The organism is Sphingomonas psychrolutea, from assembly GCF_014636175.1.
Taxonomy (GTDB): domain Bacteria; phylum Pseudomonadota; class Alphaproteobacteria; order Sphingomonadales; family Sphingomonadaceae; genus Sphingomonas; species Sphingomonas psychrolutea.
In genome coordinates, this window is record NZ_BMDW01000003.1 from 43547 (window position 1) to 64065 (window position 20519).

Annotated in this window: 21 protein-coding genes and 1 tRNA gene; 7 read left to right on the plus strand and 15 right to left on the minus strand. The window is 64.2% G+C overall.

Annotated elements, in window-relative coordinates; translation table 11 throughout:
- Positions 1-6 precede the first annotated feature (6 nt).
- Positions 7-603, plus strand: coding sequence for a methyltransferase family protein (locus tag IEV62_RS02980; protein ID WP_188445384.1), 597 nt, complete (start codon positions 7-9; stop codon positions 601-603).
- Here IEV62_RS02980 and IEV62_RS02985 read toward each other — a convergent pair.
- From IEV62_RS02985 to IEV62_RS03015, 7 genes are all read right to left on the minus strand, one after another.
- Complete coding sequence (locus IEV62_RS02985) at positions 598-1134, minus strand: DUF4893 domain-containing protein (protein ID WP_229732793.1); 537 nt, start codon at positions 1132-1134, stop codon at positions 598-600. The two genes, IEV62_RS02980 and IEV62_RS02985, sit on opposite strands and share 6 nt — an antisense overlap.
- 236 nt (positions 1135-1370) lie before the next feature.
- Positions 1371-1958 carry a GNAT family N-acetyltransferase gene (locus tag IEV62_RS02990; protein WP_188445386.1) on the minus strand — a complete coding sequence of 196 codons (588 nt, stop codon included), beginning with the start codon at positions 1956-1958 and terminating at the stop codon, positions 1371-1373.
- Entirely contained in the window at positions 1955-3223 is a 1269-nt protein-coding gene (clpX, locus tag IEV62_RS02995) for an ATP-dependent Clp protease ATP-binding subunit ClpX (RefSeq protein WP_188445387.1), read from the minus strand. The genes IEV62_RS02990 and clpX overlap by 4 nt, the downstream gene beginning before the upstream one ends.
- A gap of 144 nt (positions 3224-3367) precedes the next feature.
- Positions 3368-4042, minus strand: coding sequence for an ATP-dependent Clp protease proteolytic subunit (locus tag IEV62_RS03000; protein WP_188445388.1), 675 nt, complete (start codon positions 4040-4042; stop codon positions 3368-3370).
- A gap of 76 nt (positions 4043-4118) precedes the next feature.
- On the minus strand, positions 4119-5069 hold the full coding sequence (locus IEV62_RS03005; RefSeq protein ID WP_188445389.1) for a glycosyltransferase family 2 protein: 951 nt from the start codon (positions 5067-5069) through the stop codon (positions 4119-4121).
- 218 nt (positions 5070-5287) lie between these two features.
- Positions 5288-6931, minus strand: a complete 1644-nt coding sequence (gene tig / locus IEV62_RS03010) for a trigger factor (RefSeq protein WP_188445390.1) — start codon at positions 6929-6931, stop codon at positions 5288-5290.
- Positions 6932-7027: 96 nt separating this feature from the next.
- A tRNA-Leu gene (locus IEV62_RS03015) sits at positions 7028-7112 on the minus strand.
- Positions 7113-7244: 132 nt separating this feature from the next.
- On the opposite strand from IEV62_RS03015, the gene IEV62_RS03020 reads away from it, so the two are divergent.
- Together IEV62_RS03020 and IEV62_RS03025 are read left to right on the plus strand one after the other, a co-directional pair.
- On the plus strand, positions 7245-7418 hold the full coding sequence (locus tag IEV62_RS03020) for a hypothetical protein (RefSeq protein ID WP_188445391.1): 174 nt from the start codon (positions 7245-7247) through the stop codon (positions 7416-7418).
- Entirely contained in the window at positions 7418-7612 is a 195-nt protein-coding gene (locus IEV62_RS03025) for a hypothetical protein (RefSeq protein WP_188445392.1), read from the plus strand. The genes IEV62_RS03020 and IEV62_RS03025 overlap by 1 nt, the downstream gene beginning before the upstream one ends.
- A gap of 3 nt (positions 7613-7615) precedes the next feature.
- Here IEV62_RS03025 and IEV62_RS03030 read toward each other — a convergent pair whose 3' ends face one another.
- The 6 genes from IEV62_RS03030 to IEV62_RS03055 all read right to left on the minus strand — a co-directional run bounded on the left by IEV62_RS03030 (position 7616) and on the right by IEV62_RS03055 (position 14533).
- Positions 7616-8224, minus strand: a complete 609-nt coding sequence (locus tag IEV62_RS03030; protein ID WP_188445393.1) for a hypothetical protein — start codon at positions 8222-8224, stop codon at positions 7616-7618.
- An 8-nt stretch (positions 8225-8232) separates the two neighbouring features.
- Entirely contained in the window at positions 8233-9285 is a 1053-nt protein-coding gene (locus IEV62_RS03035; protein WP_188445394.1) for a M48 family metallopeptidase, read from the minus strand.
- A 58-nt stretch (positions 9286-9343) separates the two neighbouring features.
- Positions 9344-10816, minus strand: a complete 1473-nt coding sequence (gatB, locus tag IEV62_RS03040; RefSeq protein ID WP_188445395.1) for an Asp-tRNA(Asn)/Glu-tRNA(Gln) amidotransferase subunit GatB — start codon at positions 10814-10816, stop codon at positions 9344-9346.
- Between the two features lie 87 nt (positions 10817-10903).
- On the minus strand, positions 10904-12388 hold the full coding sequence (gatA, locus tag IEV62_RS03045) for an Asp-tRNA(Asn)/Glu-tRNA(Gln) amidotransferase subunit GatA (RefSeq protein WP_188445396.1): 1485 nt from the start codon (positions 12386-12388) through the stop codon (positions 10904-10906).
- A complete protein-coding gene (gene gatC / locus IEV62_RS03050) occupies positions 12388-12690 on the minus strand; it encodes an Asp-tRNA(Asn)/Glu-tRNA(Gln) amidotransferase subunit GatC (protein ID WP_188445397.1) in 303 nt (100 codons plus the stop codon). The genes gatA and gatC overlap by 1 nt, the downstream gene beginning before the upstream one ends.
- A 49-nt stretch (positions 12691-12739) precedes the next feature.
- On the minus strand, positions 12740-14533 hold the full coding sequence (locus tag IEV62_RS03055) for a DUF4153 domain-containing protein (protein ID WP_188445398.1): 1794 nt from the start codon (positions 14531-14533) through the stop codon (positions 12740-12742).
- 134 nt (positions 14534-14667) lie between these two features.
- Between IEV62_RS03055 and IEV62_RS03060 the strand changes: the two genes are divergently transcribed.
- Together IEV62_RS03060 and ruvX are read left to right on the plus strand one after the other, a co-directional pair.
- A complete protein-coding gene (locus IEV62_RS03060; RefSeq protein ID WP_188445399.1) occupies positions 14668-15771 on the plus strand; it encodes a DUF3089 domain-containing protein in 1104 nt (367 codons plus the stop codon).
- Between the two features lie 115 nt (positions 15772-15886).
- Positions 15887-16351: a Holliday junction resolvase RuvX gene (gene ruvX, locus IEV62_RS03065; RefSeq protein WP_188445400.1), complete on the plus strand. Its 465-nt coding sequence runs from the start codon at positions 15887-15889 to the stop codon at positions 16349-16351.
- Here ruvX and IEV62_RS03070 read toward each other — a convergent pair.
- On the minus strand, positions 16309-16749 hold the full coding sequence (locus IEV62_RS03070; protein ID WP_268234225.1) for a hemerythrin domain-containing protein: 441 nt from the start codon (positions 16747-16749) through the stop codon (positions 16309-16311). The genes ruvX and IEV62_RS03070 overlap by 43 nt on opposite strands.
- 196 nt (positions 16750-16945) lie before the next feature.
- Here IEV62_RS03070 and IEV62_RS03075 point away from each other — a divergent pair, with 196 nt between their 5' ends.
- Together IEV62_RS03075 and IEV62_RS03080 are read left to right on the plus strand one after the other, a co-directional pair.
- On the plus strand, positions 16946-17932 hold the full coding sequence (locus tag IEV62_RS03075; RefSeq protein ID WP_188445402.1) for an aspartate carbamoyltransferase catalytic subunit: 987 nt from the start codon (positions 16946-16948) through the stop codon (positions 17930-17932).
- The gene (locus IEV62_RS03080; RefSeq protein ID WP_188445403.1) at positions 17929-19170 is read left to right on the plus strand and encodes a dihydroorotase; all 1242 of its coding nucleotides are present in this window, start codon (positions 17929-17931) and stop codon (positions 19168-19170) included. Before IEV62_RS03075 ends, IEV62_RS03080 begins: the two co-directional genes overlap by 4 nt.
- Here IEV62_RS03080 and IEV62_RS03085 read toward each other — a convergent pair.
- A complete protein-coding gene (locus IEV62_RS03085) occupies positions 19167-20507 on the minus strand; it encodes an SPOR domain-containing protein (protein ID WP_188445404.1) in 1341 nt (446 codons plus the stop codon). The two genes, IEV62_RS03080 and IEV62_RS03085, sit on opposite strands and share 4 nt — an antisense overlap.
- Positions 20508-20519: the final 12 nt, after the last annotated feature.

The following is a 20519-nucleotide window of genomic DNA, read 5'->3' on the forward strand; positions in this document are numbered from 1 at the left end:
ACTGCCATGCATTTCCCGCACGATCCGGTCGGTCTCCCGGGCCTCGCCGCCCTCGCAGTCGGCTTCATCGCCTTTATCGTCGCGCTGGTGCTAGCGCGGCGGCGCGGCGTCAAAGCACCCAAAAGCGCGGACAACACCCGCAGCAACGCTTCGATTGTGTGGATCATCGTGCAGGGAATCGGCATCGGCATCGCCGGGTTCGGACCGGTCGACGCGTCGCTCGGTTCGGCGACGAGCAAGGCCGTCATCGAAGGCTTGGCGGTGCTTGCCCTGATGCTGTCGGCCGTATGGCTGTTCGACGCGTCGTCGCGCGCGATGGGCAAGAACTGGGCATTGGTTGCGCGCACGCGGGCCGACGGCAATCTTGTCCAGTCCGGTCCGTTCGCCCAGATCCGCAATCCGATCTACGTCGCGCTTGGCTGCTTCATGCTGGCGATGGCGATTGCGTACGGTCATACGCTCAACTTGCTGATTGCGGCCCCCCTCTACGCGCTCGGGACGGGGATGCGCGTGCGGCATGAGGAGAGGGTGCTCCGCGCGACCTTCCCCGACTATGACGCCTATGCTGCGCGCGTGAAGCGCTTCGTGCCGGGGATCTTATGAGCCGGGAACGCGCGGCGTAACCGGCACGAGCTCGTAAATATCGACCGCAGCACCACCGCCCGCGCGCGTCAGCACCAGCCGCCAGCGGAATGCGGCAACGCGCTCGACGATGCCAGCCACATCCTGTGCCGCGTTGACGCTATAGGCAGGTGCGGTCTTCACATGCGCAGGACGGAACGTTCCGAGAAAGATCTGCCGCCGATCGCTGTCCGGAAACAGCCATCCGCCAGGCAGGACCGACCCACTTTGCTTGGTAAGGGAAAGGTTGCGGGCGGTGCCGTCGACCGTGCAAAAATCGGGTTTGAACGTCGCAAACCCGACGCGACCGCCGAGCCGGACGAGCCGGCAGGAGTATGTCCCGGGCGGAAGGCTCGGCAAATCGAGCGCCGCCGCAGGATCAACCAGTGGCCCTTCCTGAGCGAGCTTTGCCCTCAACCGACCGGGAACGGCAGCACGGGCCTTGGTCCACACAGTGTTGAGCGAGGCCAGCCGTGCCCGATCGGCGGCCGTAACCAACGTCTCCCACGCCATCGGGGCCTCCGACGTTACGCTGGGCGTTCGATGGAGTGGCGTAAGGCGGTGTTGCTTAACGGCACATCCGGACAGCAAAATTGCGACGGAGGCGAGCAAAAGCGAGCCGTGATTCATCGCGGGCAGCTCCTTGACGGGAATGGACAGATAGACGCGTCGCCGCGCGTCAAGATTTGGTAAATCTGAAAGGTTAACAGATCGTAAAGATCGGGCGATCTGTTCGTCTTACGCGACGGTCAGGTGCGTAGCATCGACCAAAAGCGTGGTCCCCCGCGCGGCACGACCCATGTGTCGATCACTTCGAAGCCGAGCGCGCGGTAAAGGCCCAGATTTCGCTCGGTCGCCGTCTCGAGATAGGTGGGTAATCGGCTGCCGGCGATTCGGGCCAGGCCTGATCGAATTGCGGCACCGCCATGCCCCTTCCCCTGCGCCGCCGGATCACAGCCCGCAATATGGAGATACCAATGCGAGATCGTTGGCATATGCGCGTCGATCGCGTGCGACACCGCCAACCCCCGACCCATTGCGGCCCCAAAGGTGCGCCACAGCGGCCAGGCTTGGCGCAGCAACGGCATCAGCCCCGTTTGCCCCTGACCAGGACCGCGCCATAAGGTCGCTGCTTCGCCGCCTTGCGACACTATGCGCATGCCACTCAACGCGTCGGCATCGAACAGCAAAGCGAACAGCCGGGGCAACCGTACAGCCCGGTCGGCCGCATCGGGAAACAGGAAGACCATCGCCGGATCGTCGGCAAAGGCGCGTGCCAACAGCGCGACGATCCGCGCCCGGTCAGCATCGCCCGCAACCCGGACCGGATCGCTCACGCCCCCCCGGTGCCGGTCTTTTCCTTCTTGGCATAGACGCGGATCGGTTCCTTACGGCCTTCGATCACGTCCTTGTCGATCATGACTTCATCGACCGAGTCCATGCCGGGAAGATCAAACATCGTGTCGAGCAAAATCCCCTCAAGGATCGAGCGGAGCCCGCGCGCGCCGGTCTTGCGGTCGATCGCCTTCTTCGCGACCGAGACGAGCGCCTCGTCGGTGAAGCCGAGCTTGACCGCCTCCATGTCGAACAGCTTCTGATACTGCTTAACCAAAGCGTTCTTCGGCTCGGTCAGGATCGTGACCAAAGCGGGCACGTCGAGATCTTCGAGCGTCGCGATCACGGGCAGACGACCGACGAATTCGGGGATGAGACCGAATTTGAGCAGATCCTCCGGTTCGACCGCCTTGAGCGTCTCGCCGGTACGACGTTCCTCAGGGGAGGCGACATAGGCACCGAAGCCGATCGACTTGCCCTGCAAACGATCGCCAATGATCTTTTCGAGGCCCGAGAAGGCCCCGCCGCAAATGAACAGAATGTTGGTCGTATCGACCTGCAGAAACTCCTGCTGCGGATGCTTGCGCCCGCCCTGCGGCGGAACGCTCGCGGTGGTGCCTTCCATCAGCTTGAGCAAAGCCTGCTGCACGCCCTCGCCCGACACGTCGCGCGTGATGGAGGGATTCTCGGCCTTGCGGCTGATCTTGTCGATCTCGTCGATATAGACGATCCCGCGCTGCGCCCGCTCGACGTTATAGTCAGAGGCCTGGAGCAGCTTGAGGATGATGTTCTCGACATCCTCGCCGACATAGCCGGCTTCGGTCAGCGTCGTCGCATCAGCCATGGTGAACGGCACGTCGAGGATGCGAGCGAGCGTCTGTGCGAGCAAGGTTTTGCCGCAGCCGGTCGGTCCAACGAGCAGGATGTTCGACTTGGCGAGTTCGACATCCGCGCCCTTCTGGCCGTGGTTGAGGCGCTTGTAATGGTTGTGCACAGCGACCGAGAGGACGCGCTTGGCGCGCTTCTGCCCGATCACATAATCGTCGAGCACGTCGCAGATTTCCTGCGGTGTCGGCACGCCGCCGTCCTTCTTGGACACCAGCGCTGACTTCGTTTCCTCGCGGATGATGTCGTTGCACAGCTCGACGCATTCATCGCAGATGAACACCGTCGGCCCGGCAATGAGCTTGCGCACCTCATGCTGCGATTTCCCGCAGAAGGAGCAATAAAGCGTGCTCTTCGAGTCACCGCCGCTGAGCTTCGTCATTCAAACCATCCTTGGCGCCGCTGGCTGGCGCACATATGCGGAGACTCTATCCTAGACCGCCCCCGCGCGGTCCGACAATCACCAAAATCGCCGTTCGGAACCGACACCGGGACGCACCCTAGCGCCCCGATGTCCAAAAAGTGTTTACGCCGAGGTCAGCGCAGGCGGCGTGCTCGTATCGTCGGGCAGAGCCGGACGCTTGTCAAACACCTCGTCGACCAGGCCGAACGCTTTCGCCTCATGCGCCTCGAGGAAGGTATCACGGTCCATCGCCCGCTCAATCTCTTCCAGCGGCTTGCCGGTATATTGCGCGTAGAGATCGTTCATGCGGTTCTTGATCCGCTGGATTTCCTTGGCCTGGATCTGAATGTCCGATGCCATGCCCTGCGCCCCGCCCGATGGCTGATGGATCATGATCCGGGCATTGGTAAGCGCAACGCGCATCCCCGGCTCGCCGGCGGCCAGCAGGAAGCTGCCCATCGACGCGGCCTGCCCCATGCATACCGTGCCGACGCGCGGACGAATGTACTGCATCGTGTCATGGATCGCCATGCCCGCCGTGACGACACCGCCCGGCGAGTTGATGTACATGAAGATATCCTTCTTGGGGTTTTCCGATTCCAGGAAGAGCAACTGTGCCGAGATGACCGAGGCCATATGGTCCTCGACCCCACCGGTCACGAAGATGATCCGCTCACGCAACAGCCGCGAATAAATATCGAAGCTGCGCTCGCCGCGGTTGGATTGCTCGATGACGATCGGCACGAGGCCGTCATTGATGGGTGCAAGGAAGTCGCCAGTGTCGAACGGATTGCGCATGATGAGCCTGTAAGTCCTTTATGCCCCAGAGGACGTGAATGCCGAGCGCCCTACATCGGCGCTGGCGGAAGCGAGTTCAAGCCCCGGTATCAGCACGACGCTCCTCGCCGCCTGGCGCACGGTGTCCGAGATAGGCGAGCCGCCGGACCTCCCGCCGCCCGCGCACCACAGTATCGAGGATCAGCCCGGTGAAGACATTGAGCGCCGCGAGGATCGTCAGCCCAGTCACCAGCACAGCAGTCGGCAAGCGCGGCACGAGGTGCGTATGCATATAGGTAACGATCAGCGGCACCGCGAGCGCGAACGCTACAGCCAGCAAAGCGCCGGCGATGATCCCGAAAAACAGCAAGGGCCGCTCGATTCGGTACAGCGTCACGATCGTCCGCGCGATGCGGAAGCCATCGCGATAGGTGCTGAGCTTCGATTCGGACCCCTCGGGCCGCGCGAAATAGGGCGTTTCGATCTCGCCGGTTGGCATCTTGAGTTCGAGCGCATGGACGCTGATCTCGGTCTCGATCTCGAACCCCGACGACAGCACCGGGAAGCTTTTGACAAAGCGGCGCGAAAAGACGCGATATCCCGAGAAGATATCGGTGAAGCTGCGCCCGAACAATTGCGCGAGCAGCCCGGTCATCGCGCGATTGCCGAGCACATGCCCGCGCCGATAGGCGGCGGTGACTTGCGTCACGCGGCTGCCGACGACCATGTCGAGCTGTTCGTCGAGCAACCGCGCGACCAGCGCCGGCGCCGCGCTCGCGTCATAGGTCGCATCGCCGTCGGCCATCACATAGATATCGGCATCGACATCGGCGAACATGCGGCGCACGACGTTGCCCTTGCCCTGCATCCGTTCGGACCGGACGACGGCACCCGTCGCGCGTGCGACCGCGACGGTGTCGTCAGTGCTGTTGTTATCGTAAACGTAGATCGTCGCATCCGGCAGCGCCGCCCGGAACCCGGCCACGGTCTGCGCAATGGCAGTGCTTTCGTTATAGCAGGGGAGCAGGACGGCGATGCGCGGTGTCATGATGTCGCCATAAGCACGAAATGGTTACCGCTTCGACAGTTTTATCAGATCGCAGCCACCCTATCCTTCCCCGGTGAGGGCCGGGGCCCAGTAGCGGTGGCATCAATGCATGAGCGCCTTGCCCAAAACCGGCCACTCCACCACTGGGCCCCGGCCTTCGCCGGGGAAGCGCGAAAAGGTGGCCCGCCCGCGCTAATGCGCCGGACGGGCGTAGGCCTTTACTCCGCTTTTTCAGCGGCAGCCTTTTTCTTGGCCGCAGGCTTCTTTGGGGGAGCCTCAGCCGCAACGTCATCAGCCGACCCGGCCTCTGCCTTAGCCTTCGCCGGTGCCTTCTTCGTCGCCGCCTTCTTCACCGGCTCGGCCTCGACCAGATCATCGCCGGACGCGGCAGGCTCGATGTCAGCCGCTTCCATTTCGTGCGCGTCGTCGGCCGACGTCTTGGCGGCTTTCTTCGCGGCAGGCTTGGCTGCAGCCTTCTTGCCCTTGGGCTTATGGTTGTCGTGGTCGTGGCTGTGCGTGCCAGACGAGAAGCCTTCTTCGCTCTCGATCGCGGCTTCCAGCTCTTCGCGCGTCACTTCGCGATCGCTGATCTCGGCCTTGGCGAACAGCCAGTCGACGACCTTGTCCTCATACAGCGGCGCGCGCAGCTGAGCAGCGGCCATCGGCTCCTGCTGGATGTACTGCATGAAGCGCTGGCGATCTTCCGGACCGTATTGCTGTGCGGCTTGCGCGATTAGGCGGTTCATTTCCTGGCTGCTGACTTCGACGCCATTCGCCTGGCCGATTTCGCTCAGCAACAGCCCGAGGCGCACGCGCCGCTCGGCGATCTTGTGATAATCATCGCGCTCGGCTTCCATCTCGGCAAGCGCCGCTGCCGGATCTTCCTCATGCGTCGCTTCATGCTGCAGCTGCTGCCAGATCTGCTCGAATTCGGCTGCGACCATCGACGGCGGCACTTCGAAATCATGCCCCTCGGCCAATTGGTCGAGCAGCTTGCGCTTCATGTGCGTGCGCGTCAGGCCGTTCAGCTCTTGCTCGATCTGGCCCTTCAGCAGGCCGGTGAGCTGCTCAAGGCTCTCAAGCCCGAGCGACGTCGCGAGTTCGTCGTCAATCTTGGTCTCGCCCGCGGTCTTCACCGCGGTGATCTTCAAGTCGAAGGTTGCGGCCTTGCCGGCCAATTCCTTGGCCTGATAATCTTCCGGGAACGTCACGTTGATCTGGCGCTCTTCGCCGGTCTTCACGCCAACGACCTGATCCTCGAAACCTGGGATCAAGCGACCCGTACCGAGCTCGACCGACATGTCGGTGCCGGTGCCGCCGTCGAACGCGACATCGCCGACCTTGCCGAGGAAATCCATCACGACCAAATCGCCGATCTTTGCCTTGTACGTGGCCTTGGCGTCTTCCCAGCGCTTCTGCTGGTCGGCGAACTTCTTGAGCTGCTCGTTGACGGCGGCCTCATCGGCGGGAACGGTCAGCCGCTCGAGCTTCAGGCCGTCGATCGCGGGCGCGGGCACGTCGGGGAGCACTTCGAGCTCGACCGTCACATCGGCATCCTTGCCGAGTTCATAGCCGTCATCGAGGCGGACCGAGGGCTGTAGCGCGGGGCGCAGCTTCTGCTCGGCGATCAAGCTCTGAATGCCTTCCTGGATCGAGGTGTTGAGCGCATCCTGCATCAGCGCTTCACCGTGCATCTTGCGCACCAGATTGGCGGGCACCTTGCCGGGACGGAAGCCAGGCATCTTGATCGTCGGCGCGACGCGCTTCAGCTCGGCATCGACACGCGAATCGATATCCTTCGCGGTGATCTTCAAGGTGTAGGCGCGCTTCAGGCCTTCGTTCAACGTCTCGACAGTCTGCATTGTCTTTTCAATCTCTCTCTTGAGCGGCCCCCGTCGCTTCGCTCGGGGAGTTGCGAAGCCGAAAGCGTCCGCCGGACGCTTTCGAGTCTTCGCAACTGGTGCGGGCGAAGGGACTCGAACCCCCACATCTTGCGATGGCAGGACCTAAACCTGCTGCGTCTACCAGTTCCGCCACGCCCGCATCGGACACCGTCGGTGTGGGGGGCGTCTATACCAGCGATGCGCGGCGGGGCAAGCGGACTTACGCTCCACCGCAATATCGCTTGCAACCGCGCGCGCGACTGTGCGTTTAAACGGGCAGAGGAGAGATGAGATGGCGACCACCCCCCCGACCGAATTGCCCCCGATCCCAAGCGAGCCGGGCCAGCCCGATCCGGTCCCGACCGAATTGCCGAGCCCGACGCCCGACGTGGACTTTCCCGACCCGACGCCAGAAGGCGAGCCGATCGGGCCGGTCGATACCGGGATGACCGGGGACTTTGCGTGATGGACCGCGACAGCCTGCCCGAGGCCGACAAAGATCCGCGCAGTGACATCGAACAAGCCGTCGAAGCGCGCAAGGATGCGGTCGAACGCGGCCAGGGTGGCGATGAACCTGATGTGCTCACGTCGCCCGGCATGGCCGACGGCGTCGGCGGAACCGGCGGCGTGACGAAGAACCAGGAGGGCGATGGGCAGTAATCGTTATTTGACCCCCGGCTGGGCCAGCGTAGCCGTCGAGACAATCGCGCGATACGCTGGCAGATCGCGTTGGAAATAGAAAACATCCGGCGCCTCGAATGTGATCATAAACAATTTTCCGTCGACGATCGTGGCCGATGCTTCGCCCTTGCGGCGGACCTCTTCATTAAGGCGGCTGAAAGTGTAGGTGAAATGCACTCCCTTCCGGCCAAGAAAATCGATGGGTTCGACCGTGTCGATCTTTATCAGCTGCGTGTCGAGCGCGATGCTGTAACTGTTTTCAAACAACGTCGGCACATCCGTCAGCAACATCGTCGACGCGAAATGTGGCAAGGGTTTGCTGCGCTTGCTGATTTCGCGGAACAGCGTCGTGTCATTCTCGATCCCGCCATAGAACGTGACGTCGTTTAGTCCATCTCCATCGATCGTCCAGGTTTCCGATTTCCGCCCAGGGCGTGCACCCATCTTATTCCATTCGCGGCTCAGGGTGACGGTCAATGGCGACTTCGCCACCGCCACACTGACCTTTTCCGGGATGAGGGTATTGCTTGCCAGAGCAGGCGTTGAGAACAACGCGAAACCAATCACTAAAGTGGCGATGGGGTTTTTCATGGCTCGTCTCATTGCAGGAGAGTGGAAATCATGGCGCGATCCGACGCGTCGGGGCGCATCGCCAGATAGGTTTTCAGCGCTTCGACCCCCGAGGGATCGCGGTTCCGCAGCTGGGCCAGTCCCAATCCGCGATAGGCCTCCGCGTTGTTATGGTCGCCCTCTAGCGCTTGCCGGTAGAAGCTGATTGCCGACACGAGATCGCGCGGGTTTCCGCGCGCGCGGTAAAGCTCGGCCCGACTGTACAGCAGATCGGGCGTCCACTGGTTCGCGGCCAGTTGCCCCATCAGGAAATCGGTCCCCTCGAAATCATTGAGCTTGATCTGATCCAATAAGAAATCGCCCCGCCATTTGGCCATGGCATCACGGAAACGCTGGCTGCCATCCTCGCCGCCCTTATTCATCTTTAGCGCGATGTCCCGCAAATATTGCGCGCGCGCGAGTTCGGTCGGATGGCTCGCGAAAAAGGACACACGATCATAGCGCGCGATGCGTTGCTTGCGGCCCCGCGCGGTCGCATCGGCTTCGCCCATGACCCGCTCCCAGATATCGGCAAAGCACCCGGGATCGTATGGCGAGATTTTCAGATATGCCATCGACAGCAGATCCGCCTGCGTCTCCTGCGCCCGATCGTTGGCGTAGATCGATCCGATCGCCCCGATCTGCGCCGATTGATAGCTGCGCACGCTGCCATAACCGCCGCCATAATAAGCGGCACCAGCCGCCGCCACACCCATCCACGCGAAAATGTCGGTGGCGGTGCGCTGTTGCTTGAATCCGTTCAGCGAATGCCGCATCTCGAAGTGCGCGAATTCATGTCCCAAAACAGCGGCAAGCTCCGCCTCGTTGCGCATCCGCAGCAGCAAGCCTGTGTTGACGACGAGCATGCCATTCGGGGCCATCGCTGCATTGAATGCGGCCGTGCGAACGATGTAGAGGCGAACGCCGCCACATCTGCTGTCCCCGACCGTTTTGCAAAGGACACCAAGCACATAGTGATTGAGCCCCGGATCGTTTACGAGAAACTTGGAGTCTCGCAACAGCCGCTCGCCTTCGTCGGCCATCGCAACTTTTCGCAGCAATGGCCTATGTTACTGTCAAGTCCGGTGAGCGACCCAGAGCTTACCCCAATACCTTCTTCAGCACATCATTCACGACCCCCGGATTCGCCTTCCCCCCCATCGCCTTCATCGTCTGCCCGACGAAGAAGCCGAACAGCTTGTCCTTGCCGCCGCGATAGTCGGCGACCTTGTCCTCGTTCGCCGCCATCACCTCGGCGATGACGCGTTCGATCTCGCCGGTGTCGCTGGTCTGCTTGAGACCCTTTTCCTCGACAATTGCAGCAGCACCCTGCCCGGTTTCGAGCATGATTTCGAACACCTGCTTGGCCAGCGTGTTCGACAGCGTCCCGTCGGCGATCAAACCGAGCAATTCGGCGGCCTGATCGGGGCTGACCGGCGAATTCTCGATGTCCCGACCGGTGCGATTGAGCGCGCCGAACAGTTCGGAGGTCGTCCAATTGGCGGCGGCGACCGGGGCAGCGCCCGTGTCGAGCAAGGCATCGAACCACCGCGACGCCTCGACCTCGGCGGTCATCACGGCGGCCGCATACGGCGTGATCCCTAGCGCCAGATACCGCGCACGCTTGGCATCGGGCAGTTCCGGTAGCGAGGCGCGGCATTCGTCGAGAAACGCCTCGTCGAGTTCGAGCGGCAGCAAATCGGGATCGGGGAAGTAGCGGTAATCGTGCGCATCTTCCTTTGAGCGCATCGAGCGCGTTTCATTGCGGTCGGGGTCGTATAGCCGCGTTTCCTGGACGATCCTGCCGCCGCTTTCGATCACCTCAACCTGGCGCTTGGCCTCCTGTTCGACCACGGCCATGACAAAGCGCACCGAATTGACGTTTTTGGTCTCGGTCCGCGTGCCGAGCTCGTCGCCTGCCTTGCGCACGCTGACATTGACGTCGGCGCGCATCGATCCCTGGTCCATATTGCCGTCGCACGACCCGACATAGCGCAGGATCGAGCGCAGCTTCGACAGATAGGCTCCGGCCTCGGCGGGCGAGGCCATGTCGGGCTTGCTGACGATTTCCATCAGCGCAACGCCGCAACGGTTGAGATCGACATAGGAGCGCGTCGGATGCTGATCATGCATCAGCTTGCCCGCATCCTGCTCGACATGGATCCGCTCGACCCCGATCCGCTTGCCGTGCGCGTCAGGGTTCTTGTCGTCGAGGCTGATGTCGACATGGCCTTCGCCGACGATCGGGTGGAACAGCTGGCTGATCTGATAGCCCTGCGGCAAATCAGCGTAGAAGTAATTCTTGCGGTCGAAGCGCGACCATTTGTTGATCTGAGCATTGATCGCCATGCCGGTGCGCACCGCCTGGCGGATACACTCGCGGTTGGGAACAGGCAGCATCCCCGGCATCGCGGCATCGATCAGGCTGACCTGCGTGTTCGGCTCGGCCCCGAATGCGGTGGCGGCACCGGAAAACAGTTTGGCATTTGAGGAGACCTGGGCATGGACTTCGAGGCCGACCACGACCTCCCAATCGCCGGTTTCGCCGCGGATGGTGTATTTGGTGTCAGTCATGTTCGTTCTTCCCAAGTGTTCCTGCGCAGGCAGGAACCCAGAGCCAAGCAACCCGAGGCTCCTGCTTTCGCAGGAGCACGGCAAATCCTACCACCACGCCTCGGCGCGCGCGGTGAACCCCGCACGTTCCTCCAGCGCCAACCCCGCATTGAGCACGCCTTGTTCATCAAGCGGCTTGCCGATGATCTGCAACCCCAGCGGTAGCCCCATCCCGTCGAGGCCACCCGGCACCGACATCGCCGGAAGCCCGGCAAGCGACGACGGCACGGTAAACACATCGTTCAAATACATCGCAATCGGATCGGCGCTCTTCTCACCCAGCGCGAACGCAGCCGACGGCGCGGTTGGCGTGAGCAGCAAGTCACACTTCGCCCACGCCTGTTCGAAATCGCGCGCGATGAGTGTGCGGACCTTCGAAGCCTGTGTGAAGTACGCGTCGTAAAACCCTGCGGAAAGGACATATGTCCCGATCATGATTCGGCGCTTCACCTCGTCGCCAAAACCGGCCGCGCGCGTTGCAGCGTACATGTCCTGCAACCCTGCCCCCTCGGGCAGATCGCGCAGGCCATAGCGCACCCCGTCATAGCGGGCCAGGTTGGACGAGGCTTCGGCGGGCGCAATGATGTAATAGGCCGGCAGCGCATATTTGGTGTGCGGCAGCGAGACTTCGACGATCTCGGCGCCGGCATCCTTCAGCCAGTCGATCCCCTGCTGCCACAGGGCTTCGATCTCGGGGGGCATGGCGTCGACGCGATATTCCTTCGGAATCCCGACGCGCTTGCCCTTGAGATCGCCCGACAATCCGGCATACCATTGCGGCACGGCCAAATCGAGCGAAGTCGCGTCTTTCGGATCGAAGCCGGCCATCGCCTCGAGCATGATCGCGCAATCGCGCACGTCGCGCGCCATGGCACCTGCCTGATCGAGCGAGGAGGCAAAGGCGATCGTGCCCCAGCGCGAACAACGGCCATAGGTCGGCTTGATCCCGCTGATGCCGGTGAAAGCAGCGGGCTGGCGGATCGATCCGCCGGTATCGGTGCCGGTCGCCGCCGGGCAGAGCCGCGCGGCGATCGCCGCCGAGCTTCCGCCCGACGATCCACCGGGCGCGAGCGGCGCATTGCCACCGTCGCTCCGCCGCCACGGCGAAATGACATTCCCGAATGCGCTCGTCTCGTTCGACGATCCCATCGCGAACTGATCCATGTTGAGCTTGCCGAGCATGCCTGCGCCCGCCGCCCACAAATTGGCGGAGACCGTCGATTCGTACGGCGGCGTGAAGCCCTCGAGGATCAGACTCGCGGCAGTCGCGGGCACGCCCTTGGTGCAGAACAAATCCTTCATGCCGATCGGCACGCCGGCCAGCGGCTTAAGCGTCTCGCCCGCCGCGCGCGCGGCGTCGGCGGCATCGGCAGCCGCCAGCGCGTGCTCGGGCGTTTCGACCAGAAACGCGTTGAGCGCCTTGGCTTTGGACACGTTGGCAATGAAGCCCTCGGCCACTTCGCGCGCGGAAAAGGTACCGGCACGCACGCCGTCACGGATGGCGGCAACGCCGAGATCGGTCAGGTCGGTCATTATTCGATCACCTTTGGCACGGTGAAGAAGCCGTGCTCGCCCTGCGGCGCGTTCGCCAGCACCGCATCACGGATGCCGCCCCCGGTCAGCGGATCGGCATTCACGACATCGTCGCGCAGCCGCAAATGGTTGGGGATCACCGCCATTATCGGCGCGACATCGGTCGTATCGACCTCGCCCAATTGCTCGATCCAGCCCATGATGTTGTCGAGCTCCGGCGCGATCCGCGCGGCCTCTTCCTCGGTGATGGCGATGCGAGCGAGGCTCGCAATCTTGGTGACGGTGGCGATGGTGACAGGCATCCGATGCGGCTAGCAGAGCGGGTGCGCCCGATGCAACCTTAGCGGCACCCTATTCGAACGGATCGCCGACCGGAACGCCGCCGATGAAGACCCGGCGCGCGGGGACGGGGCGAATTTCGACCTTGCCCGCTGCGTCCCCGGCCTTGAGCGCGGCGCGCTCGGCGGGGGAGCGCGGAGCGACCGCCCCCTCCACTTTCCCCCAAATTCCCGCAGTCAGCCTGTATCGCGCGGGTCCACACCCGTCCCAACCGCGTCCGATAAAGCCGCTTCCGTGAGTATTGGGCACCGGATCCTGCGCATTTTTATCGATGCAGGATTGCGGGATCGCGATGGCCTCGGTCGAGCTTGCCGAATACAGTATGGTGCAACGATCGCTGCCATTATTGCCGCAGCCGTCGTAGTTCGTGAGCACCTTGCGCAATTCGAGCGGTACCGGGATTGCGACCGGCAATACGCGCAGTCGCTTGACGAGCAGATCGGCCTCGCTTCGCTCCCAATCTACCGACGCAACCGCCCAGCGATTGTCCTTGCTCGCCACGTCCTTGGCCCGTGCCGCTATGGTCGCGTTCTTCGACCTCGCTAGTCGTTTCAACGCCGCCTTGCCGGACTCGCCGAAATCGAACGCCAGCGCGGACCAGTCGAATTTTTCGGGCGCGATTTTGCCCGATTCGAGCCGGGCGAGCTGATCTGCAGTGGACAGCGCGTTGAAGCTGAGCATCGGCGTGGCGAGAAACAGGCCAAGTCCTGCCACCACGAAGGCGAGCTGCAAATTGCTCACCCGCGCCCGCTTGGCCCAGCGGCCGCGCGCACGGGCTACTGCGAGCAGATAGGCAATACCGTAAGCGCTCGCCAAGGCGACGAACACCACCGCCCATAGTCGATCCGGCGTCAGACCATATTGGCTCACTCGCAGCCATGTCGCGTTCGCCGCCACCACCGCCAGCGGGAACATCGCGACGGCCAGCGCCATCGCGCCGAAGCGCAGAACCGGATTGGTCGCTTCCTCCTCCTCGCTATTGCCGATCACCGCATTGGCGAGGATCAGCGCGCCGATCACGCAACTGAGCAAGATCGGCGTGGTCGATTTGGTCGCATCCCACAAGGCGTGCAGCCCGGTAAACGGCAGCGAAATCAGGAAGATCAGCAACCCCACGCCCAGCACCGGCGCGAGCACCGCCAACACCGCCGTCACTACGCGCTGGAGCAAGCGCACGACGGTATCGCGTTCGCGCAGCAAGCCCAATGCCGCGCCGAACCCGCCACCGAACAGCAAAGCGTTGAACCAAGAGTGCCGCAACAGATCGCGCAGGAAATGCAGCCCGATCAGGTCGAACAGCGCCGCGAGCAACCATGCCAGCGCAAACACCACGCCCACGAACAGCCAGCACGCGCACCACAGCACCACGTTAGTCCAGGCATGGCCGTGGACCTCCGGATAGGGAAAACGCCAGCCGCCCTGATCGCGCGCGGTCTGGAACAACGGCACGGCGATCGCGATGGCAAGGAACAGGCTCGCGGTGTGCCAGTCGCTCCACACCCGCCAACCGCCGCCGTTCCAATAGAAGATCAGTCCGGCAAACGCGCCGACCACGCCCGCGAACAGCACCGCCCACCACCAGCGATTCCGCTCCATCCCGAAACCGAGCGCACCCGCGCCGGTGCCGATCGCGGTGGCCGTCGCGATTCGCCAGGCGGCGGGTTCGATATAAGAGACCGTGCCTGACTGGCCCCGATCGAGCAGTTGCTGCACCGCCAGCGCCGCGAGCGCACCGAGGAGCGCGAGCAGCGGCGGCCGCAATCGCCAGCCAGCCCGATCGCGCGCGACGTCGTGCGATTCGTCCATCGTTCGGTCCCCCTGCTGCTGTGCGACAGGAACCCGCCCGCGAAGGCGATTGCAAGCGTCGCGATCCTGCTGCACGGAAATCGCACCGCCGCTGCACCTGTTGTGCCGACCGGCCGGAGGAGATGACACGTCCCGTGGCGCGCAAATTTATCTATCTCGTGGCGATCTTGATCGTGCTGACGATCGCGGGGGCGTTCGCCTATCGGATCTGGGGCAAGGAATTGCTCGCGATTGCAACGGTGCCAACCGAGCAGTTCGAACCGCTCCCCGCGCAACCCGCCGACGCGTACCGTGACGCCAAAATGTGGCTTGCGCGGCCCGACAAGCCGGGCAATCCCGCGCTGTGGACCCCCGCTGCCTACAAACCCGGCGCCGCGCCCGAAGCAGCGGTGTTCTTCATCCACCCGACCTCTTTCCTCGACCGCTCGCACTGGAACGCGCCGCTCGACAATCAGGAGGCGAATGACCGCGCGGCCCTGTTCCTGCGTGCGCAGGCAAGCGCTTTCAACGAGGTCGGTGCGATCTGGGCACCGCGCTATCGCCAGGCGACCTTCGGCGCGTTCCTGACGACCGACGGCAATGCCGCCAAGGCATTGAACCTCGCCTATGGTGACGTGGCGGCGGCGTTCGACGCGTTCGTGGCGCAAGCGGGCGATCGACCGATCATCCTTGCCGGGCATAGCCAGGGCGCGCTGCACCTGCTCCGGCTGCTGCGCGAGAAGGTCGCGGGCAGGCCGCTCGCGAAGCGCGTGGTCGCGGCCTATGTCATCGGCTGGCCGGTGTCGCGGCCAGTTGATCTGCCCGCTTTGGGGCTCCCCGAATGCAAGACGGCGGATCAGGCCGGATGCCTGCTGTCGTGGCAAAGCTTCGCCGAACCGGCCGATCCGTCGCTCGTGGTCGATGCTTACGATGCGAGCAGCGGCACCGACGGCAAGCCGCGCCGGGGCACGCCGATGGTCTGCACCAACCCGCTGACCGGCACGCCCGATGCAGCGGCGCCCGCAACGGCCAATCTCGGCACGCTCTACCCCGCCGCCGACCTCGGCAGTGCGACGATCGAAGCGCAGCGCGTCTCGGCCCGTTGCGATCCGCGCGGGCTGTTGCTGATCGGCGATCCGCCCCAGCTCGGCAGCTATGTGCTGCCGGGCAACAATTACCACGTCTATGATTACAGCCTGTTCTGGGCGAACGTCCGCGCGGATGCCGCCCGGCGTCTGGCGACGTTCAAGCGCAAATGATGCAGACCCCAACCCCGTTCGCCCTGAGCCTGTCGAAGGGCACCTCCCCGCGCGCGGGCCGGTCGCATAGGGCGAGGTGTGCTTCGACAAGCTCAGCACGAACGGAAGTAATGGGATGATCACCACCGACCGCGCCGAGTTTCGCGTTGCGCTGCCGGACGGCGGGCGGCTGATCGGGCTGGATGTCGGGACCAAAACGATCGGTACCGCTTTGTGCGATGCGGGGTGGAGCTTCGCCTCCCCTGCCCTGCTGATCCGCCGTACCAAGTTTCAGAAGGACAAGGTCGCGCTCGCCCAGATGATCGCAGCGCAGCTGGTGAAGGGCATCGTCATCGGCTTGCCGCTCAACCTGACCGACGGCAGCGAAAGCCCACGCAGCCAATCGAGCCGCGCGTTCGCGCGCAACATGGCCGATCTCGGGCTACCGATCTTCCTGCAGGACGAACGCTGGTCGACCGTCGCGGTCACGCGCACGCTGATCGAACAGGATGCCAGCCGCGCGAAACGCGCCGAACTGGTCGACAAGATGGCCGCCGCCTACATCTTGCAAGGCGCCATCGATGCGCTGGTTGCGGTATAAGTCGCGGTCTCGGTGATGCGCGGATACAGGTCGCGCTCCTCGCGCAGGATGCGACGGCGCAAAGCCGCCATGACCTCTCGCGTCTCTTCACCAAACCCCTGCCAATCGGCCTGGATGCGCTCGATCGTCCATTTCGACGCGTACCCGAGATAGACTTTGGCCAAGTCTCCCATCTCGCTCGCAAAACGCTGCGCAAGTGCGCGGGTTTCGGGCTTGGCGAGAAGGCGCGGATACAGCACCTTATCCTCCTTCGCGAGATGAACCATCAGGACGTGATTGAGTCGCCACCGCAGCGCAGACAGAGTTTCACCCGGTGCTTTGGCATCGACCTCAGCGAGCAGTCTCACGGCAAGGGCATCGAGTTCCGCATGTTCCTTCGATAAGCTTACACGGTCCAACGCACTCCACTCCCAGTGGTAGCCTCGCCGAACTTTGGCGGAGCGACTCGTACTCTAAGATGATGTCCTTGCCGACATATTAGCAGGCTACTCAGTACTTTCCCCGTCGCTCCGCGGAGATTGCACGGCCGGGCGACTCCGCCGCCGCGGACGCGACCTTGCCACCCACCGCAGGGACCGTTAGGGCGCAGCTTCGATGCAACCCTCCGATCACCGCCCCGCCTCGCTGATCCCCAGCCGCGCCGTTTTCCCACATCGTCACCTCACCGGCATCGAGGGATTGCAGCCGCACGAAATCCTGTTCCTGCTTGACGAAGCCGATGGCTGGGTCGCGGCGAACCGGACGCGCGCGATCGCGGACAAGCGGCTCGGCGGCCTGACGCTGATCAACGCTTTCTTCGAAAATTCGACGCGGACGCTCTTGTCGTTCGAGATTGCGGGCAAGCGGCTCGGCGCCGATGTCGTCAACATGCATGCCGCGCAAAGCTCGGTCAAAAAGGGCGAAACGCTGATCGATACCGCGATGACGCTCAACGCAATGCGCGCCGACGCGATCGTGATCCGCCACATGAGTTCGGGCGCAGTGCGGTTGATTGCCGACAAGGTCGATTGCCCGGTGCTCAATGCCGGCGACGGGCAGCATGAACACCCGACGCAAGCCTTGCTCGATGCGCTGACGATCCGGCGGCGGCGCGGGCGCATCGCCGGGCAGCGTGTCGTGATATGCGGCGATTTGCTGCACAGCCGGGTGGCGCGCTCGAACATTCTCGCACTCACCGCGCTCGCCGCCGAGGTGCGCGTCTGTGCGCCCGCGACGCTGATGCCCGCTGGGATCGAACGGATGGGCGTCACACCCTTCACCGATTTCGACAAGGCGCTGGACGGGGCAGACGTGGTGATGATGCTGCGCTTGCAGAGCGAGCGGATGAACGGCGGTTTCGTCCCCTCTAACCGCGAATTCCACTTGCGCTACGGCTTGACGCTCGCCCGGCTCGAACGCGCTGCACCCGATGCGTTGGTCATGCATCCCGGACCGATGAATCGCGGGGTCGAAATCGATTCGAATGTCGCCGATCACGCGCGCTCGGCGATTACCGAGCAAGTCGAGATGGGGGTCGCGGTGCGGATGGCGTGCCTCGATGTGCTGACGCGGCGGCCGCGCGGCGTGGCGGGCTGGGCATGAGCCGGATGCTCGCCTTTACCGACGCGACGCTGGTGTGCCCGGTCGCGGGCGTGTCGCGCGGCGGGGTGCTGGTCGAGGACGACCGCATCATCGCCACCGGCGTGATCGAAATTCCTGAAGGCGCGGAGGTCATCGCCTGCGGTGGGCACGTGCTTGCCCCGGCGCTCGTCGATCTCGGCGTGTTTGCGATCGATGTGCCGGCCTTTCATGCCGGGGGGATCGTCCGCGTCGGGCTGATGCCGGATCAGTCGCCCGTGCTCGACGATCCCGGCGTGGTGCAGCGCGCCGCGCTGATCGGGCGGCCGGGTTTGTGGATTCACCCGATTGCCGCCGCAACGCGCGGGCTGGCGGGCAAAGACCTGGCCGAAATGGCGATCAACCGCGACGCGGGCGCGCGCGCGATCGGGACGGGTGCGGGCTGGATCGCCGATTCGGGCGTAATGCGCAAAGTGCTGGCCTATGCCGGAGACCTTGGCCTGACCGTCATCGCGCATGCCGAGGATGCCGGCGTTACCGCAGGTGCGGTCGCGACAGCGGGGGAGACGGCGACGCGGATGGGCTTGCCATCGGCTCCCGCGATTGCCGAGGCGCTCGCCATTGCGCGCGATGTGATGCTCGCCGAGGAGACGGGCGCTGCGCTCCATATCCGCCAGGTGACGACGGCGGCGGGGTTCGATCTGGTACGCGCGGCGAAACGGCGGGGCGTTCGCGTAACCTGCGGCATTACGCCGGCGCATCTTTTGCTGTCGGATATTGCGATGAGCGATTTCCGCACCTTCGCGCATCTCTCGCCACCGCTGCGCGGCGAAGACGACCGTCAGGCCGCGGTCGCCGCGCTGGCCGACGGGACGATCGACGTGCTGTGCTCCGCCCACGATCCACGTGGGCCGGAGGAGAAGCGCTTGCCATTTGCCGATTCGACATCGGGCATGGCGGGGGCGGAAACGCTGCTTGCCTTCGGACTCGGGCTGGTGCGCGACGAGACGATCGACCTGCAACGCCTGTTCGTGTTGCTCGCGGCCAACCCTGCGTCGGTGCTTGGGGTGGATGTGGGAACGCTGATGCCCGGAGCCCCCGCCGATCTCGTGCTGATCGACCGGGACGCACCGTGGCAAATCAATGGCGACCGATGTTTCGCGCGCGCCGGTAACACCCCGTTCGACGGATTACCGGTTCAGGGCAAGGTTCTCCGCCTGTTTAAGGGCGGGACCGCGCTGCCCGTGCCGGTGCGCCTTTAGCGCGACGCGAGTTCGCGTCCCTTGGCCCACATCGCCACCTGATCCCCCGCGCCCGCGCGGACGAAACACGCTCCGCCCTTCATACGATACGTCAGGCACAAAGCAACGGCGTCGGGTCGGGCGAAGCCGCCAACCGACAAGCGATAGAAGGTCTTGCCTGCTGCCGTGATGCTCATGCCCTGCGGCGTGTGGACCCCAAATGCGGCGTTGCGGCGCGTCGCGCGGCCCCACGCATCGCGTGCGACCCCGGCATTGTCATAGGCACCGAGCTGAACGTAGAAATTGCCCTTGGCTGCCACACGCGGCGGGGCTGGCACGGGCGTGGTCTTGGCGACAGCGACGCGCGCGACGACGGCCTTCCGCATCACGCGTGCTTCGGCGACCGACACCGGGACCGCCTGGACCACTTCCTTGCGCTCGGCAAACACCACGCCTGCGATGCTCGGACCGACCGGCGTGGCCGACGATTCAGGCACCGCAGCCACGTCGACCGGGGCAACAGCCGCTTCGGCCTTGCCCGGCATGTACGTGTCGATCGGCGCCGCGGCGGCCATGGCCGAAGTGCCGGCATCGCCACTGGCGTTGAGCGCGAGCGCGACCGGGCGGCCTGGATCGACCGAAGGCGTCACGCCGAGCAATGCGGCGATTTGGTCCGACGCTGATTTCGGCTGGGCGAAGTTTGCCCATTCGAGAATCCGCTTGTCGGCATCGACCGGCGCGAGATCGACCGCGACCACCGTATGGGCTTCGCGCCAGCGACCGGCGAGCGCGAGGCTGAGCGCGAAATTCTGCCGCAGCTTGGCGTCCGCATCGGGCGCGCGTGCGGCCACGGCGAGCAGTTCGACCGCCGCCGCCGGATCCCCCGCCAGCGCAATCGCCAGCCCGCGATCGCTGACCGCGATCGTGTCGGCATGCGAATCCAGCGTCTTGCGCGCACCGGCCCAATCGCCCGTCGCGATTTGCGCCAGCGCGTAATGGAGCGCTGCCTTGCCGTTGTTCGAATCGAGCGTCAGCGCGTCGGCAAAGGCATCGCGCGCCGAGGCGAAGCGCCCCGCCTTCAGATAGCTCTGGCCGAGAGTCATGCGGTACGACACCACTTGCGGCTGATACCCCACAGCGGCCTCGGCATGGCGGATCGCCGATCCGGTCTGGCGCTGCGCCAGCGCAATCTGCGCCGCGCTTGCTTCACTGGCGCCCTTTTTTTCGGCACGCGACTCGTCGCGCGCGCTCGCCGCCGCCAGCGTCGAGGTCGTGACCGCGCCGATCGTACCGACCAGCGCGAGGACGGACAGGCCCAGCGTCAGCGGGCCGAAAGTGATGGCGGAGCGGGTCTTCATCGTAGCTCTCCC